Here is a 14,622-nt window from a genome sequence, read left to right on the forward strand (position 1 = left end):
GCCCGTGCACAACCCCCGGCTGGTGCCCGGGGGTGAAGGATCGGGACCCGGCGGGGTTCGTCCACAAGCCTGTGGGCCTTTGCGCCTCCGGCCTCAGGGTTTAGGATGCAGGATTGCGCGCGGGGCCGGGCCACCGGTTCCGTCCGCCAATCCGGCGAGCCGAGTAACCCAATGACAGCGATACACCGCTGGCCCCGCGCGTCCCGCTGGGCCGCCTACGCTCTGGCACTGGCCGCGACCTTAGCGGTCCTGCTGGTGCGGGCGCAGTTGACCTCGTTGATGGCCCACCGTCCGCTCATCATCCTGTTCGTCCTGCCTATTACACTGAGTGCCGTCTTGGGGGGGGTCGGTCCCGGCCTCGTGGCGACCCTGGTGGCCGCCGTCGGGGCTGACCTGCTGATCTTTGAACCCATCGGCTTTGGGATCAGCGCCCCCATCGATACGGTCCAGTTGGGGCTGCTGGTCGCCGTCGGGGTGCTGATCAGCGTGCTGACCGAGGGTCTGCATCGCGCCCGGCGGCGGGCGGAGGACGCGCGAGCGCTGGCCGCCTACGGGTTACTGCTGCGCGTGCTGAGCGAACGACTGGAGCGCGCGCAGCGCCAGGTGCAGGAGGGGCAGGCACTCCAATCGGCGATCCTGACCAGCGTCGGCGACGCTGTCATCGCCACCGACCAGCAGGGCCGGGTGACCTCGCTCAACGCCCGGGCTGAACAATTGACGGGCTGGTGCGACGCGGAGGCGGTGGGACGCCCGCTCCCTGACGTCCTCCGGATTCTGCATGGGCAGACCCGTGCGCCTGTTCTTGACCCCGCACGGCAGGTGCTTGCCACCAGCGAGCGCGTGGGGCTTCCCGCGGATGCCGTCTTGATCGCAAGGGATTATCGGAAATTGCCTATCCAGGGCAGCGGCGCACCCGTGCGCTTGGGGGATGGCAGCCCCGTGGGCGTGGTGCTCGTGTTTCGTGACGATCCGGCGGCGAACCCGCGTTGAGCGCGCCGCGCGGCGAGCGCTCCCGTCCCCTCGGCCCACTGAGCCCGGGCGGCGGCTTGCTGCAACTGCGCCTGGGCGGTGGTGCCTTGAGGGTGTCGGCGAGCCGGGTCGCGGCGGGCCAGCGCGTGGCCGCCACGGCGGCGGTCATAGGTCGGGAACATCACGCTTGGACCGCTGCGGCCGATGTGGCGGCCACGGCGGCGCGCAGGGTCAGGAGTGCCCGTTCGTAGTCGAAGGTTTCGATCGCCTGCGCGAGGGTGGCCGTTGGGGCACCGAGCGCGGCCGCGAGCAGGGCGCGATGCTCATCAAGGACGGCCGCGCTGTCCAGGTCGTCGTTCGCCAGCAGGGTCTCGAGTCGCGTGGTGACCCGGCGCACGTGCACCCAGTCGAGCCCTGCGGTGCGCGTCGGCGGCGTCGCGGCGGTTTCTGACTCGGGTAGTGCGGCCCGCAGGCCCTCGCGCAGGGCCTTCAGGTCCGCCTCCAGGAGCGTGGCCCGGGCCGCCAATTCCTCCATCGGGATGCGCGGCGCGGTGCCGGTCAAGTCGGCCTCCAGGGCCGCGGCCAGGGCCCGTATCCGGGCGGCGCCGAAGGTGGCTGCCAGCCCTTTGAGTGTATGGGCGCAGCGGTGCGCCGTGGCAAAGTCAGCGGCGGCCAAGGCGCAACGCAGTTGCGCCGGCAGTTCGCTGTCGGCGAATTTGCCGAGCAGGCGGACGTGATGGTCCGGGCGCCCCCCTGTGGCGGCGGTGTCGGCAGTGGGGTCGAGGCCGTCGCTGGTCGCCGGACGCACCCGCGGGGTCTCCGCGACGGCCTCCCGGCTCCCCCCGTCGGGCGCGGCCGGTGCGGCTGTGGGTGCCGGGCCGGTGGCTACCCCAGGGGCGCGCGGCGGCGGTAGCCAGTCCAGCAAGGCGCGGTAGAGCGCTTCCGGTGCCACCGGCTTGGCGATGTGGCCGTTCATACCGGCCCGCAGACAGCGCTCGCGGTCCTCGTCGAAGGCATTGGCGGTCATTGCCAGGATCGGGGTCAGGGCCCGGCCCGGCAGTGCGCGGATCAGCCGCGTGGCCGTGAGGCCGTCCATCACCGGCATTTGAATATCCATCAGGATCAGGTCGTAGGGCGCGTCGGCGGCCTCGGCTGCGGCGACCCGGTCCAGCCCGGCCGCGCCGTCGGCGGCGGCGGTGACCTCGATACCGAACCCGGTCAGCATTGCGACCAGCGACTCGCGCGCCTCCGGGAGGTCATCGACCACCAGTGCGCGCAGGCCGCGCGTGGCTACTGCCGCGGCGCGCCGGGGCGGGGCTGCGGCCGTGCTGTAAGCGAGCGGTATCTCGATCCAGAAGGTGCTGCCGTGCTCCGGTGCGCTCTGTACACCGATATGCCCGCTCATCAACTCGGTCAGCCGCCGGGCAATGGCCAGTCCCAGACCGGTGCCGCCGTACTTGCGCGTGGTGGAATTATTTTCCTGCGCAAAGGGTTGGAACAGGCGCCCTTGCTGCTGCGACGTGAGACCGATGCCGCTGTCGCTGACCGCGAAGCGCACCAGCAGGCTGTCCGGCGTCTCGCCGACCCTGTCAGCGCTGAAGGTGATACGGCCCTGTTGCGTGAACTTGACGGCGTTACTCGCAAAGTTGAGCAGGATCTGCCCCAGGCGCAGGCCATCGCCGTGCAGCAGCGGCGGCAGGCCGCGCAGTTCGAGGTCGGGGCGCTCGGTGATCCGGAACACGTCGTAAAGGCAGGCCATCTCCTTCATGCGCTCGCCCAGGTCGTATTGGGCGGCCTCACGGGCGAGGATCGTCTGCCGGAAGGCGAGTACCGATTGCGCGATGTCTCGCAAGACGCTGCCCGCGTTGCGGCTGATGGTCTGGACCTCGGACAGTGCCATATAGCGGTTTGCGGCCTGGTCGGCCGACCGCGCTGCGCCTGCCGGATCGATGGCGGCGAGGTCGGTCGCCTGGGTGATGAGTTGGCGATATAGGCGTCAAAGTCCTCCGTGGCATCGGCAGTCGTGTCGCCGCGCTCCGGCTCAGTGTGCCGCAGGGTCGCCAAGCGTGGTTCGAGCGCCGCGAGCCGCTCGACCACCTCCGTATGGAGGCGGTAAATGCGACCAGCGCCGAGTTGGCCCGCGCCCGCCTGTTCCAGGGTTGTGCCGACCAGGTGCTGGATCTCGGTGAGGTCACGGTGGAACCGGGTGCCGGCCTCGATCCGCGTGAGATCGCGGTCCTCTTCCCGGCTGGCGGCATCTTGACTGGCGCTCAGACGGTAAAGGGACACACCGTTGATAGCGCCCACCGCCAATGCCACCAGAGCGACCGGCAGAAAATACAGCACCAGGAGGGGGGAGAGCTTGGATGGGCGCAGGCGCATGGCGGCGATGGGGTCAGTCCAGGAGGTCTGGCCAGCCGGTGGGCAGGATGCTGGCGACGTAGGTGAAGCCGGCGCTGCCCTGCGGGCGGAAGACCACGAGCGTTGCCTCCGGGGGGAAGTAGCCGATCAAATCCATGAGGTTGGGCGCGTGTCCGATCAGCAGACGGTTGGTCCCCGCGGCGACCGGCGCGGACAGCAGGCGCCGGGTGTGGGCGATGATCGGCGCCTTTTGCGCGGCGGTCAGGTTGGCGGTATACATCAGGTCGTTGTCGATGACGTAGGGTTGCCCCGTGCCAAGGGCCGCCGCCGCGCTGTCCTTGGCGCGGCACAGCGGGCTGACGTGGACCTCGCCGATGGGGATGCGCGCCTGGCGCAGCGCCGCGCCGATCCGGGCGGAGTCCGCGCGGCCCTGGGCGGTGAGGGGGCGCTGGGTGGTACAGTCGTTGAAGTCGACATGTGGCACCCGGTCCGGGCGGGAGTTGTCGGTCCTGCCATGGCGCAGGTAGAGCACGAAACCGCCGGCCCGCAATTGTTCGAGGGTGGCCCGGGTGGCGGTAATCTCGCTGAAGCTGGGTGTGGCGGCAGCGGCGGGCGCGGTGTTCGCGTCAGCGGCAAGTGTCGACGCCGGTGCCGCGGCGACTGCCGCGAGTATCAGGAACGCGGTGCAGACGCTCGGCTTGCTCATCTGGCCGGTTCCGGTCCCGGTTCGGGGTCGACATAGCGTGCGGCGATCTCGCTGAACTGCTCGCGACACGCCAGGAAGGCGTCGACCACCTCCGGGTCGAAATGGGTGCCGCGTCCGTCGCGGATGATCCGCGTGGTCTGCTCAAGGGTCAGCGGCGCCTTGTAGACGCGGCGTGTCAGCAATGCGTCAAAGACGTCGGCGAGCGCCATCAGCCGCGCCGACACCGGGATGGCGTCCCCGGCGAGTCCCGCCGGGTAGCCGCTGCCGTCCCATTTTTCGTGGCGGTTGAGTGAAATTTCGCGGGCGACCTCCATAAAGGCAAAGGCGCCGGACGCCAGTGCGGCGGCGTCATCATCCGCCGCGGCAAGCGCCTGGCACATCGCCTTGTCGATTGCGTTGGCGCCGATGCTCGGGTGCAGCTTCATGATCTCGAATTCCGCGCTGGTGAGGCGGCCTGGTTTCAGCAGCGTGGCGTCGGGTACCCCGACCTTGCCGATGTCGTGCAGCGGCGCGGCCTTTACGATCATCCCCCGCGCGCCCGAGTTGGCCGCGCGTACGCGGTACAGCGGCAGCAGTAACTCACCGAGCAGCGTCAGGTTTTGCGGTGTGTCATCAACGATCAGGATGGTCTGCCTCAGGGCCGGGACCGGCGCCGTCTCATCTGCATCGCGTGCGTTCATGGCCTGCCTGCTATGCTGGCGGGCACCGCCCGGGAGGCCTCGGCGTCCGGTGGATCGGTGGTCGATGGGGGCAGCGTGGCCCGGGATCTGTTCGGGTCCCGTGTGCGCCCGGAAATTTTTGGTGCAAGGTCGGTGCGACTGTTACATAGTGCCCGGCATACTTGCGTACCACAAACAAGACTAGAGGGGACACGATCATGATGTTTCAGGTCCGCATCCACGGCCGCGGGGGCCAAGGCTGCGTTACAGGCGCGGAGATGCTGTCCATCGCCGCCTTTCTCGAAGGTAAGCACGCCCAGGCGTTTCCGAGCTTCGGCTCCGAGCGCACCGGCGCGCCCGTGGTGGCATTCTGCCGCATCTCCGATCGGGAAATCCGGCTGCGTGAGCCCATCATGCAGCCCGACGGGCTCATCATCCAGGACCCCACCCTGCTCCACCAGGTGGATGTGTTCAGCGGGTTGCGCCCGGACGGCTTCGTCCTCATCAACTCCAAGAAAAATTTCGACGACCTCGACATCAGCGAGCGCTTTCCGGGCTGGCACCACGCGCACCTGTGCACGGTCCCGGCCACCGAGATCGCCATGGAGCACATCGGGCGCCCGCTGCCCAATGCCATCCTGCTCGCCGGCTTCGCGGCCATGAGCGGGGCCGTCTCGCTGGACTCCGTCCACGCGGCGATCAGGGACAAGTTCTCCGGCAAGGTGGCGTCCGGCAACATCTCCGCCGCCAGTGCGGCCTACGACTTCGTGAAAAAAGAGAAGGAGGATTACGACCGTGCTGACGCAATGTGAAGGCTCCCACGCGGTCGCCGCGACCGTGGCCCTGTGCCGCCCCGAGGTGATCTGCGCCTACCCGATCTCACCCCAGACCCACATTGTCGAGGGCCTGAGCGAGATGGTGCGTGACGGGACCCTGCAACACTGCGAGTTCATCAACGTCGAGTCGGAGTTCGCCGCCATGTCGGTCGCCATCGGCTCCTCGGCCACCGGCGCCCGCTCCTACACCGCCACCGCGAGCCAGGGCCTGCTGTTCATGGCCGAGGCGGTGTGGAATGCCTCCGGGCTCGGCCTGCCGATCGTGATGACGCTCGCCAACCGCGCCATCGGCGCCCCGATCAACATCTGGAACGACCACACCGACGCGATGTCCATGCGCGATGCGGGCTGGCTCCAGCTCTTTGCCGAGAACAACCAGGAGGCGGCCGACCTGCACATCCAGGCCTTCCGCCTGGCCGAGGAGCTCTCGCTGCCGATCATGGTGTGTATGGATGGCTTCATCCTCACCCATGCCTACGAGGGCGTGGATATCCCCACCCAGGCGCAGGTGGACGCCTATCTGCCGCCTTACGAGCCGCGGCAGGTGCTCGACCCGCGTGATCCGGTGTCCATCGGCGCCATGGTCGGCCCGGAGGCCTTCACCGAGGTGCGCTATCTGGCGCACGCCAAGCAGATGCAGGCCCTGGAACTGATCCCGCAGTTGGCCGAGGAGTTCCAGGCGCAGTTCGGGCGCGCTTCGGGCGGGCTCATCCGCACCTATCGCACCGAGGACGCGCAGACCGTGGTGGTGGCCCTGGGCTCGGTCCTGGGCACCATCAAGGACACCATCGACGACCTGCGCGAGGAGGGACACAAGATCGGCGTGCTCGGCATCACCTCCTTCCGCCCCTTCCCGACCGCCGCGATCGGTGAGGCGGTGAGGTACTGCGAGCGCGTGGTGGTCGTGGAGAAGAGCTTTGCGGTAGGCGTCGGCGGCATCGTCTCGCGCGACGTGCGCACCGCTATGCGCGAGCATCCGCATCCGATCTATGCGGTGATCGCCGGGCTCGGCGGGCGGGCCATCACCAAGGACTCGCTGCACCAGCTCTTCCTCACGGCGATGGACGACAAGCTCGAGGCACTGACCTTCCTCGATCTGGACTGGAACGCGGTGAACCGTGAGCTCGAGCGCGAGCGCACCACCCGCCGCTCCGGCCCGATCGCCGAAAACCTGCTGCGCGACCTGGGTGTCGTGGCAGCCCGCGTCGGTTGAGTGAGGCACCCATCATGACAGCGACCACCGTCAAGTTTTACCAGACCGGCACCCACACCGTCGGCAACCGTCTGCTCGACCCCGAACACCGCTCCGTGCAGGCGGACATGCGGCGCACCAACTCGCTCAACTCCGGCCATCGCGCCTGTCAGGGGTGCGGCGAGGCGCTCGGGGCGCGCTACGCGATCGACGCCGCCATGCAGGCGACCGACAACCAGTTGATCGCGGCCAACGCGACCGGCTGTCTGGAGGTCTTCTCGACCCCCTATCCCGAGACCTCCTGGCAGATCCCCTGGATCCACTCACTGTTCGGCAATACCGCGGCGGTCGCCACCGGGATCGCCGCGGCCCTGCGCGTGAAGGGGCGCACCGAGGTGCGCGTGGTCGCCCAGGGCGGCGACGGCGGCACCACCGACATCGGCTTCGGCTGTCTGTCCGGCATGTTCGAGCGCAACGACGACGTGCTCTACATCTGCTACGACAACGAGGCCTACATGAACACCGGGGTGCAGCGCTCCTCGGCCACGCCCGGTGCCGCACGGACCGCCACCACGCCCGCGGTCGGCGAGGCCCCCGGTAACGTCTTCGGCCAAGGCAAGAGCCTGCCGCTGATCGCCATGGCCCATGAGATCCCCTATGTGGCTACCGCCATCGTGTCCGAACTGCGCGACCTGGAGGCCAAGGTCAAGCGCGCCATGGAGATCCGCGGCGCCCGCTACATCCACATCTTCGTGCCCTGCCCGCTGGGCTGGGGCACCGCCTCCAATCAGACCATCCACATCGCGCGTCTGGCCAAGGAGACCGGCATCTTCCCGGTGATCGCGGCCGAGCACGGCGAACTGACCAAGGTGTCGAAGATCCGCAAGCAGTTGCCGGTCGAGGACTATCTGAAGCCGCAGCGGCGCTTTGCGCATCTGTTCTCCCCGACGCCCAATCTCGCGGCCATCGCGCACATTCAGGCGCTCGCGGACCGCAACATCCGGCGCTTCGGTCTCATCGATGCCGCCCCGGTCGGCGCCGTTGCCAGTGCCCCCACCGGCGCAGGAGACAATTGATGGAAAAGCCCTTTGCCATAACCCTCGACGTCGGGTCTTCGCTCGCCAACAAGACCGGGAGTTGGCGCACCTACCGCCCGCTCTACGTCGACCGGCTGCCCCCCTGCAACAACGCCTGCCCCGCCGGCGAGAACATCCAGGGCTGGCTCTATCACGCCGAGTCCGGCGACTACGAGCAGGCGTGGCGCGTCCTCACCCAGGACAACCCCATGCCCGCCGTGATGGGCCGGGTCTGCTATCACCCCTGCGAGACCTCCTGCAACCGCGGCCAGCTCGACGAGTCGGTCGGCATCAACTCGGTCGAGCGCTTCCTGGGCGACCAGGCGATCAAGCTGGGCTGGAAGTTCAACCCGCCGGAAACCGTGAGCGGCAAGCACGTCCTGGTGGTCGGCGCCGGCCCCTCCGGCCTCTCCGCCGCCTATCACCTGGCGCGCCTGGGGCACCGGGTGACCATCCACGAGGCCGGGCCCTTTGCCGGCGGCATGATGCGCTTCGGCATCCCCAAATACCGGCTGCCGCGCGACGTGCTGGAGGCCGAGGTCCAGCGGATTCTGGACCTGGGCGTCACGCTCGAGCTCAACACCAAGGTCGAGAACATCGAAGCGACGATGCAGGCCGGCAAGTTCGACGCCGCCTTCCTCGCCGTCGGTGCCCATATCGCCAAGCGCGCCTATATCCCGGCCGGCGAGGCGGCGCGCCTGCTCGACGCCATGCAGGTGCTGCGCGGCATGGAGGGCGAGGAAAAGCCCATGCTGGGGCGCCGCGTGGTGGTCTACGGCGGCGGCAATACCGCGCTCGACGTGGCCCGCACCGCCAAGCGCCTGGGCGCCACCGATGCCATCATCGTGTACCGGCGCACCCGCGAGAAGATGCCCGCCCACGACTTCGAGGTCGAGGAGGCGCTGCAGGAAGGCATCATGATCAAGTGGCTCTCCACCATCAAGAACATGTCCGACGAGGGCACCTTGACGGTCGAGAAGATGGAACTCGACGAGAAGGGCTTCCCGCAGCCCACCGGTGAACTGGAGACCCTGGAGACCGACTCGCTGGTCCTGGCCCTCGGGCAGGACGTGGATCTGTCACTCTTGGACGGCGTGCCGGGGCTGGAGATCAAGGACGGCGTGGTCCAGGTCAGCCCCAACATGATGACGGGGCGCGCCGGCATCTTCGCAGGCGGCGACATGGTGCCCTCGGAGCGCACCGTGACCATCGGCATCGGCCACGGCAAGAAGGCGGCGCGCAACATCGACGCCTGGCTGCGCGGGGAGGTCTACGAGCCCGCCCCCAAGCACGCCCTGGCCGAATTCAGGAAGATCAATCCCTGGTACTACGAGGACGCGCCCAAGACGGTGCAGCCGACGCTGGACCAGGCCCGGCGCCAATCCACGTTCGAGGAGGTGGTCGGCGGGCTCAACGAGACCAACGCACTGTTCGAGGCGCGGCGTTGTCTGTCCTGCGGCAACTGCTTCGAGTGCGACAACTGCTATGGCGTCTGCCCCGACAACGCAGTGATCAAACTCGGCCCCGGGATGCGCTTCGAGTTCAACTTCGACTACTGCAAGGGGTGCGGGATCTGCAGTGTGGAGTGTCCCTGCGGGGCCATTACCATGGTGCCTGAGAACGCCTGACCGGACTCCGGGCGGCCAGGGAGGGCCGCACCTGGGCCGCCGCAACAGTGCGTCAGGTCCCACCCGTTTCAGATGAACCGCGGGGTGAATCCCATGCCGAAGACGGTTCCGGCTTTCCAGGCCCCTGGTCCGTTCCGGGCCGACCAGATCAGACCCGGCGACCCCTACGAGTTGTCCAATGGTCACCCGATTCACTGCATGCCGACGGGCGGGCGCGGCTCGCGGGCCAACCTCGTGGGCGCCGCGCTGATCGACAGCGATCCCGCGGTCGAGTCGGCCGGTGTCGATACCGGTTTTGCCCTGACGCCGAACACCCTGAGGGCGCCGGACGTGGCGGTGGGTAATGTCACCGACGCGCCTGGCTGGGTGAAGGGCCAGGCCCCCCCGTTGGCGGTCGAGTATGCAGATTCGGGCCAGGACGAGGCCGAACTCAGGGCCCGGATTGCCGACCTGCTGGCCGGTGGGACACGCGTGCTCTGGGTCGTGCGGCTGGTCTGTCCCCCACGCGTCGAGATCCACACCCCGGGCCTGCCGCTGCGGGTCTGCCGCCCCGGTGAACTGCTCGAGGCCCCCGGTATCCTGCGCAACCCGGTCCCCGTGGCCGCCCTGTTCGACCGCACGGCCGCCCACGAGGCCACGCTGCGGAACCTGCTGCAGCGCAAGGGCTACGGCGATCTCGACGCCGTGCGTGAGGAGGGACAGGTGCAGGGGAGGGAAGAAGGCCAGACGCAAGGCGCACTCATTGCCCTGCGTGAGGCCCTGCTCCTGGTCCTGGCCCAGCGGGGACTGGACCCCGATCCCGCCCGGCGCGCGGCCGTCGCTGACTGCACCGACCCCGAGCGGCTGCGACGGTGGCTGGGCCAGGCGGCGGTCGCGGCGAGTCTGTCCGAGGTCTTTGTGTGATGTCCGCGCACTGCTGCAACAGGCCCCCACCGGAGATCCCACCATCCAAGCCTACATCGACCGCTACATCGAGCAAGGCAGACAACAGGGTGTCACGCAGGGTGTCGAGCAGGGCAGGCGGCAGGGCGAGGCCGCGATGCTGCTGCGTTTGATCGACCCCCCAGCCGGACGGGGCATTCGCCCCGTCCGAAACGTTTTCCTTTGACCTGCCGATTGGTGCCACCGTCCGGCGCAGCGTCAAACGTTTGGGGCAGGGCGAAGGCCCCGTCCGGCCTTGAAGGATCGCTTCCCTGACGGACCCCCGAGCAAAGCCGGATCGCAATGAAGACCGACAAACAGATCTACACCCTGTTGGGCGCTGACCCCGACTTCCTGCGCGTACTCACCGACGGCATCGCCGTGCGCGGGCCCTACCTGTTCGAGGCGCTCGACGTCAAAGGACTGGAGCGGCGCACCGACGGCGTCCTGATCCCGCGGGCGCAAGACGAAGACATCTGGGTCATGGAATTTCAGGCGCAGTCGGACCCGCTCATCTATCACCGCCTGTTGCTGGAAATGGCCCTGGTGGGGGAGCGCCATCCCCAGCGGGTGGTGCGCGGCTTCGTCCTATTCGCCGAGGCCGCCCTGGACCCCTGCACCGAGCCCTGGCACGGGCTGATGACGCGCGATCACCAGCCGCCGCTGCGCCGCGCCTATCTGCCCGAGGTGCTCAAGCGCCTGGCGCGCGAGGTTCCGGACCACCCGCTGCTCGGGGTCTTCCTGCCCTACCTGGAGGCCGACCTGGAGCGCTTGCGTCGGCAAGCCCCAACGGTCTATCGTCAATTGCAAGCAACCGCCCTGCCGGAAGCCTCGCGTCGCCACTGTGTCGCGGTGTTTCAATCCTGGCTGATGGCGCGGTTCAAATCGCTGAGCCTGGAGGAGATCCTGAAGATGTTAGGCGAACTCACCCCACTCGAAGAGACCCGGGCCTACAAGGAACTGGTGGCCAAGGGCGTGACCATTGGCCACCAAGAGGGCCGCCGACGCGAAGCACGCCGACTGGTGCTGCTGCAACTCCAACGGCGCATCGGCGTGGTGCCCGCTGCCCAGCAGCGGCGCATCGCCGCCTTATCGGTCGAGCAACTGGAGTCCCTGGGCACCGCCCTGCTGGACTTTCGCGACCTGTCGGAACTCAACGCCTGGTTGGCAGACCACTGAGCGACCCGAATGACGCGGCCGGGGCCTCGTCGCGGCTGAAGCCGCTGTCACTCGACCTTCGGTGGGGGGCGATGTCGTTGGCTGACATGGGCCTGCGACCGCCAAACGACCGGAGGTCGAGGCTTCAGCCGGTCGGCGCCCGGGTCGGGCACGGCGTCGGCTGGGGCCTTGGACCCTGGGGGCGCCGCACCCCAGTGCGGCGCGGTCTCGCGCAAGATAATGATTCTTGATCTGGCGGGCCGACCTTGGTTTCCGGGGAACGGGCCGGACGGGGTATGCCCCATCAACCGCGGCGGGACTGGGCAGTCACCCCGTCCCGGACAGTTATTCCGTGGCCGACCCTGGATATGGGCCGGCGGCCTCGGGGAAAACGTTTCGGACGGGGCGAATGCCCCGTCCGGCCCTAGCGCCCGCCCATCCAGCCCCAGGATCGAACGCAGATCGCGATGAAGACCGACAAACAGATCTACACCCTGCTGGGCGCTGACCCCGACTTCCTGCGCGTACTCACCGACGGCATCGCCGTGCGCGGGCCCTACCTGTTCGAGGCGCTCGACGTCAAAGGACTGGAGCGGCGCACCGACGGCGTCCTGATCCCGCGGGCGCAAGACGAAGACATCTGGGTCATGGAATTTCAGGCGCAGTCGGACCCGCTCATCTATCACCGCCTGTTGCTGGAAATGGCCCTGGTGGGGGAGCGCCATCCCCAGCGGGTGGTGCGCGGCTTCGTCCTATTCGCCGAGGCCGCCCTGGACCCCTGCACCGAGCCCTGGCACGGGCTGATGACGCGCGATCACCAGCCGCCGCTGCGCCGCGCCTATCTGCCCGAGGTGCTCAAGCGCCTGGCGCGCGAGGTTCCGGACCACCCGCTGCTCGGGGTCTTCCTGCCCTACCTGGAGGCCGACCTGGAGCGCTTGCGTCGGCAAGCCCCAACGGTCTATCGTCAATTGCAAGCAACCGCCCTGCCGGAAGCCTCGCGTCGCCACTGTGTCGAGGTGTTTCAATCCTGGCTGAACACCCGGGCCGGACGGGGCATTCGCCCCGTTCGCAAGGTTTTGGGTGGCGCGACGAGCCCTGGTTCCCACGCTGGCCTCGGATAGGGGGCGCCAAGGCTGAAGCCTTGGACTCCAGGCGCCCCGGCCGGCGGGGTCCGTGCTAGCCTATGTCCATGACCACCACCGCCCCGGGGGACGCCCATGTCGCAGACCGCCCTTGCCGAACCGCGTCGCACGCGGCCTGAACCGGCTGGTGCCGTGCCGCCTTCTCAAGCCGGCCGCCACGTCTCGGAGGAGGAGTACTGGCGCGACTACTACCTCGAGTCTGACGTCCACTATGAATGGAACAACGGGCGTCTGGAGGAAAAGCCGGTGTCCAACTACGAAACCTTCCTCGTCTACCACTGGTTCATGCTGCTGCTGGAGCACTTTCTAACCGCCCGGCCCATCGCCAGGATGGTCGCGCTGGAGATGGGCTTTCGGCTGCCGCTGCCGACCGGCACCGTCATCCGCAAGCCCGACTTCGGCGTGGTCTGCAATGACAACCCGCAGCCGCTGTTGCCGCTGGATGCGTCCTATCAGGGCGTCTTCGACCTTTGCGTCGAGGCCCTATCGGATCAGGAGCACCGCGACATCCTGCGCGATACCGTGCTCAAGAAGGCCGAGTATGCCGCCGGCGGCGTCCCGGAGTATTACATCCTGCACCGCGCGCCTGAGCAGCAGGCGTTCTTCACCCGCACGGCGGCGGGTATCTATGTCCCCATTGCGCCCGACGATGGCGTGATCCGCTCACGGGTCCTGCCCGGCCTGCAGTTTCGGCTGGCCGACCTCTGCCGCCGGCCCGAACATGGAACGCTACGCGATGATCCGGTCTATGCCGCCTTCGTGCTGCCTGGCTGGCGCGCGGCCGAGGAGCGTGCCGCAGCACTGGCGCAGGCCTTGCAGCAGGCCGAACAGCTCGCCGCCGCCGAAAAGGCCCAGGGCAAGGCCGAGGGCAAGGCCGACGGCCTGAAGCGGTTGCTGGCGCGCCGCTTCGGTGTCCTGCCCCGGTGGGCAGTCCAGCGTCTGGACACCGCCGCCATCGATCAATTGGACGGCTGGCTGGAGGGGATCTTCGAGGCCCAGAGCCTGGAGGGCCTGCTCGGCCCCAAGCCCCGGCGGGGCGTCCCGAAGGCGCGCTAGCGCAGCAAAGCCGGATCGCGATGAAGACCGACAAACAGATCTACACCCTGCTGGGCGCTGACCCCGACTTCCTGCGCGTACTCACCGACGGCATCGCCGTGCGCGGGCCCTATCTGTTCGAGGCGCTCGACGTCAAAGGACTGGAGCGGCGCACCGACGGCGTCCTGATCCCGCGGGCGCAAGACGAGGACATCTGGGTGATGGAATTTCAGGCGCAGTCGGACCCGCTGATCTATCACCGCCTGTTGCTGGAGATGGCCCTGGTGGGGGAGCGCCATCCGCGGCGGGTGGTGCGCGGCTTCGTCCTATTCGCCGAGGCCACACTGGACCCCTGCACCGAGCCCTGGCACGGGCTGATGACGCGCGATCCCCAGCCGCCGCTACGCCGCGCCTATCTGCCCGAGGTGCTCAAGCGCCTGGCGCGCGAGGCCCCGGACCACCCGCTGCTCGGGGTCTTCCTGCCCTACCTGGAGGCCGACCTGGAGCGCTTGCGTCGGCAAGCCCCAACGGTCTATCGTCAATTGCAAGCAACCGCCCTGCCGGAAGCCTCGCGTCGCCACTGTGTCGCGGTGTTTCAATCCTGGCTGATGGCGCGGTTCAAATCGCTGAGCCTGGAGGAGATCCTGAAGATGTTAGGCGAACTCACCCCACTCGAAGAGACCCGGGCCTACAAGGAACTGGTGGCCAAGGGCGTGACCATTGGCCACCAAGAGGGCCGCCGACGCGAAGCACGCCGACTGGTGCTGCTGCTGCTCCAGCGGCGCATCGGCGTGGTGCCCGCTGCCCAACAGCGGCGCATCGCCGCCTTATCGGTCGAGCAACTGGAGTCCCTGGGCACCGCCCTGCTGGACTTTCGCGACCTGTCGGAACTCAACGCCTGGTTGGCAGACCACTGAGCGACCCGAATGACGCGGCCGG

13 protein-coding genes are annotated in these 14,622 nt (G+C 68.3%); 10 read left to right on the top strand and 3 right to left on the bottom strand.

Annotation, left to right across the window (positions count from 1 at the left end):
• The first annotated feature begins 171 nt into the window (after positions 1-171).
• On the top strand, positions 172-990 hold the full coding sequence (locus THSYN_RS07125; protein ID WP_172965245.1) for a DUF4118 domain-containing protein: 819 nt from the start codon (positions 172-174) through the stop codon (positions 988-990).
• Positions 991-1,150: 160 nt separating this feature from the next.
• Here the strand turns inward: THSYN_RS07125 and THSYN_RS07130 are convergent, their stop codons facing one another.
• The 3 genes from THSYN_RS07130 to THSYN_RS07140 all read right to left on the bottom strand — a co-directional run bounded on the left by THSYN_RS07130 (position 1,151) and on the right by THSYN_RS07140 (position 4,716).
• A complete protein-coding gene (locus THSYN_RS07130; protein WP_100918521.1) occupies positions 1,151-2,869 on the bottom strand; it encodes an ATP-binding protein in 1,719 nt (572 codons plus the stop codon).
• Between the two features lie 495 nt (positions 2,870-3,364).
• Entirely contained in the window at positions 3,365-4,036 is a 672-nt protein-coding gene (locus THSYN_RS07135) for a histidine phosphatase family protein (RefSeq protein WP_100918522.1), read from the bottom strand.
• On the bottom strand, positions 4,033-4,716 hold the full coding sequence (locus THSYN_RS07140; protein WP_100918523.1) for an HD-GYP domain-containing protein: 684 nt from the start codon (positions 4,714-4,716) through the stop codon (positions 4,033-4,035). Before THSYN_RS07140 ends, THSYN_RS07135 begins: the two co-directional genes overlap by 4 nt.
• A 197-nt stretch (positions 4,717-4,913) precedes the next feature.
• Between THSYN_RS07140 and THSYN_RS07145 the strand changes: the two genes are divergently transcribed.
• The 9 genes from THSYN_RS07145 to THSYN_RS07190 all read left to right on the top strand — a co-directional run bounded on the left by THSYN_RS07145 (position 4,914) and on the right by THSYN_RS07190 (position 14,600).
• Positions 4,914-5,507 (top strand): 2-oxoacid:acceptor oxidoreductase family protein, encoded by a 594-nt coding sequence (locus THSYN_RS07145; protein ID WP_236848810.1) that lies wholly within the window; start codon positions 4,914-4,916, stop codon positions 5,505-5,507.
• Positions 5,491-6,744 carry a transketolase C-terminal domain-containing protein gene (locus tag THSYN_RS07150; RefSeq protein WP_100918524.1) on the top strand — a complete coding sequence of 418 codons (1,254 nt, stop codon included), beginning with the start codon at positions 5,491-5,493 and terminating at the stop codon, positions 6,742-6,744. Before THSYN_RS07145 ends, THSYN_RS07150 begins: the two co-directional genes overlap by 17 nt.
• A gap of 14 nt (positions 6,745-6,758) precedes the next feature.
• Positions 6,759-7,799, top strand: coding sequence for a thiamine pyrophosphate-dependent enzyme (locus tag THSYN_RS07155; protein ID WP_100918525.1), 1,041 nt, complete (start codon positions 6,759-6,761; stop codon positions 7,797-7,799).
• Positions 7,799-9,427 carry an NAD(P)-binding protein gene (locus THSYN_RS07160; RefSeq protein ID WP_100918526.1) on the top strand — a complete coding sequence of 543 codons (1,629 nt, stop codon included), beginning with the start codon at positions 7,799-7,801 and terminating at the stop codon, positions 9,425-9,427. Before THSYN_RS07155 ends, THSYN_RS07160 begins: the two co-directional genes overlap by 1 nt.
• A gap of 93 nt (positions 9,428-9,520) precedes the next feature.
• The gene (locus tag THSYN_RS07165; protein ID WP_100918527.1) at positions 9,521-10,330 is read left to right on the top strand and encodes a Uma2 family endonuclease; all 810 of its coding nucleotides are present in this window, start codon (positions 9,521-9,523) and stop codon (positions 10,328-10,330) included.
• A 321-nt stretch (positions 10,331-10,651) separates the two neighbouring features.
• On the top strand, positions 10,652-11,527 hold the full coding sequence (locus THSYN_RS07175) for a DUF2887 domain-containing protein (RefSeq protein ID WP_100918529.1): 876 nt from the start codon (positions 10,652-10,654) through the stop codon (positions 11,525-11,527).
• Positions 11,528-11,973: 446 nt separating this feature from the next.
• A complete protein-coding gene (locus THSYN_RS07180) occupies positions 11,974-12,627 on the top strand; it encodes a DUF2887 domain-containing protein (protein ID WP_100918530.1) in 654 nt (217 codons plus the stop codon).
• A 96-nt stretch (positions 12,628-12,723) separates the two neighbouring features.
• The gene (locus THSYN_RS07185; protein ID WP_100918531.1) at positions 12,724-13,704 is read left to right on the top strand and encodes a Uma2 family endonuclease; all 981 of its coding nucleotides are present in this window, start codon (positions 12,724-12,726) and stop codon (positions 13,702-13,704) included.
• Positions 13,705-13,724: 20 nt separating this feature from the next.
• Positions 13,725-14,600 carry a DUF2887 domain-containing protein gene (locus THSYN_RS07190; protein WP_100918532.1) on the top strand — a complete coding sequence of 292 codons (876 nt, stop codon included), beginning with the start codon at positions 13,725-13,727 and terminating at the stop codon, positions 14,598-14,600.
• The last annotated feature ends 22 nt before the right edge of the window (positions 14,601-14,622 follow it).

The sequence above is a fragment of the Candidatus Thiodictyon syntrophicum genome (assembly GCF_002813775.1).
Taxonomy (GTDB): Bacteria; Pseudomonadota; Gammaproteobacteria; order Chromatiales; family Chromatiaceae; genus Thiodictyon; species Thiodictyon syntrophicum.

Coding starts and splice junctions, on each gene's coding strand:
- THSYN_RS07160 (WP_100918526.1), top strand. CDS start 7,799: ATGGAAAAGCCCTTTGCCATAACCCTCGACGTCGGGTCTTCGCTCGCC.
- THSYN_RS07165 (WP_100918527.1), top strand. CDS start 9,521: ATGCCGAAGACGGTTCCGGCTTTCCAGGCCCCTGGTCCGTTCCGGGCC.
- THSYN_RS07140 (WP_100918523.1), bottom strand. CDS start 4,716: ATGAACGCACGCGATGCAGATGAGACGGCGCCGGTCCCGGCCCTGAGG.
- THSYN_RS07175 (WP_100918529.1), top strand. CDS start 10,652: ATGAAGACCGACAAACAGATCTACACCCTGTTGGGCGCTGACCCCGAC.
- THSYN_RS07145 (WP_236848810.1), top strand. CDS start 4,914: ATGATGTTTCAGGTCCGCATCCACGGCCGCGGGGGCCAAGGCTGCGTT.
- THSYN_RS07130 (WP_100918521.1), bottom strand. CDS start 2,869: ATGGCACTGTCCGAGGTCCAGACCATCAGCCGCAACGCGGGCAGCGTC.
- THSYN_RS07135 (WP_100918522.1), bottom strand. CDS start 4,036: ATGAGCAAGCCGAGCGTCTGCACCGCGTTCCTGATACTCGCGGCAGTC.
- THSYN_RS07155 (WP_100918525.1), top strand. CDS start 6,759: ATGACAGCGACCACCGTCAAGTTTTACCAGACCGGCACCCACACCGTC.
- THSYN_RS07190 (WP_100918532.1), top strand. CDS start 13,725: ATGAAGACCGACAAACAGATCTACACCCTGCTGGGCGCTGACCCCGAC.
- THSYN_RS07125 (WP_172965245.1), top strand. CDS start 172: ATGACAGCGATACACCGCTGGCCCCGCGCGTCCCGCTGGGCCGCCTAC.
- THSYN_RS07180 (WP_100918530.1), top strand. CDS start 11,974: ATGAAGACCGACAAACAGATCTACACCCTGCTGGGCGCTGACCCCGAC.
- THSYN_RS07185 (WP_100918531.1), top strand. CDS start 12,724: ATGTCGCAGACCGCCCTTGCCGAACCGCGTCGCACGCGGCCTGAACCG.